A 1949-nucleotide genomic window follows, 5' to 3' on the forward strand; every position below is an offset into this window, starting at 1 on the left:
TGAAAATTTTCTAAAGCTGGTCGAATTAATTCAAATTGTTGCCGAGTAATATTGCTGGGATAATTTTTCATAGCTTAAACTCGATTTTTACATAGAAGTATATCAAAAATCATAGATCTTGGACAGATTCTAAGTTATCTTGACCGGAAGTCCCGGGTTTGGATTTTTGGTTGAGATGACCTAGGTGCAGGCTTCTGCTTTGCGTAGCTGTCCTAATTATTATAGTTTAACGGGTTCACTCAATTTTGAATGGATAAAGCGAACTGAGAATGCAGCGAGTACCAATGAAACTCCGCCAACTAAGAACATTGCTGGCATTGAGTGGCCAACCATTGGGAAGATGAAGAAGCTACAAAGTGATGCGGCAATTTGTGGTAAGCAGATTGAACCATTGAATAATCCCAGGTAAGCCCCTTCATTTTCACCGTTCAAAGCCTCAGTTAATAGTGAGAATGGTTGAGTGCTTATTGTGATGGAATTAATTCCGATCAAGCAGAATGGCAATACAAGGAGCCACTTGCTGTGAATAAAGAAAATCAAGACAAAGCCAAGGGCACCGGCAAGTAATCCAAAGACGTACCATGCTTTTCGATGTTCTGGTTTAGTTCGTGCTTGAACTAAGAGACCAAATAATACGGCAGCAACGGCTTGGATGCCGGTTAGAATACCGTACCAATTACCAGCAGCTTGATAGCCAGCCGAAGCAGCATTAGTTGTGTGCCAAACATTCAGTGAAATAGTACCGGCTGCGTAAGTCCAAGAATAGAGAATGGCAAACCAGGTAAAGAATTGAACAACTGAGATTTCCCAGAATACACGAGGGGCTTTTTTCGTAAGGGTCCAAAGACTTGGTTGTTTCTTTTGTTTTGTTAAGTCAATGTTGTGATACAAGGCATATTCTTCGGGGTTGTATTCGTGAACCTTGGCAATTGTATAGAACGAGGTCAGTAATAGAACGGCTGCGGCGAGATAGTACGCCAACTTAACGGTAATGGGCACTTCACCCTTTTGAGCAACGTTGGAAAGACCAATGAAAGTTAAGAAGAATGGTACCAAGTTGGCTAAAATCCCACCAAGGTTAGAGAATGATTGCTGCCACGACCATGCCATATCCTTTTGGTCTTCATTAACCATGTCACCGATGACCATCTTGAATGGCTGCATGCAGACGTTAGACGATAGATCCATGAATAGGGTAGCGATAGCGGCGAACCACAGTGCGGCGGCTGAACCATATCCGAATCCAAATGACCCAGCGTTAGGAAGTAATACCAAAACAATTGCTGCGACTGGAGCGCCAATAAATAAATAAGGCATTCGTCTTCCAAAACGGGTCCAGGTGCGATCTGAATATTTACCAATTAACGGTTCAATAAACATACCAGCTAATGGTGGTAGGATGAAAAAAAATCCAAGGTTATTAGGGTTAGCACCAATGGTTTGAAAAATTCGCCCCATTTGTGATTGCTGCAGTGAAAATGCCATGTTGACTCCGAAAAATCCGAAGGTCATTGCAAAAATGGTGCTTGCTTTCAAACTTGGCAGGTGAGATGCAAAACTTTTAGGTTCAGTTTTGACGTCTGCGTTGCCAGCTTTTGCTTTTGCGTTCATGAGAATTCCTCCTTTAAAGATGAACATCTCCGTAGCAACTTGGCCAATAAATGCATTGCTCGAAAACGTTTACATTGATGATAATAGCACCTGAAGAAAACGTTCGCAACCATTTTTCATAAATGTCACAAACGTTTGTGTTTTAGTAAAAAGAGTGAGCGGAGCAAAGCGGTTAGAAACTGGAGCGGTCCTAATCTATGTAGCCTAGAACAATCACTAAGCAGTTTTGGAATTTTTGAGTGAGGTAAAACTTAGGCGCAGATTTCTGTTTTGCGGAGTGATCCTAACTTATGTAAATACAGAATAATATAGAACAATAATGACCTAGCCCTGAGAAG

The 1949-nt window shown here is 41.5% G+C and carries 1 protein-coding gene; it reads right to left on the reverse strand.

Annotated features, from left to right (window positions below):
* Positions 1 to 219: 219 nt before the first annotated feature.
* Entirely contained in the window at positions 220 to 1611 is a 1392-nt protein-coding gene (locus JCM11969_RS16505) for an SLC45 family MFS transporter (protein WP_054712975.1), read from the reverse strand.
* Between the last annotated feature and the right edge of the window lie 338 nt (positions 1612 to 1949).

It is taken from the genome of Secundilactobacillus paracollinoides DSM 15502 = JCM 11969 (assembly GCF_001311135.1).
GTDB lineage: Bacteria > Bacillota > Bacilli > Lactobacillales > Lactobacillaceae > Secundilactobacillus > Secundilactobacillus paracollinoides.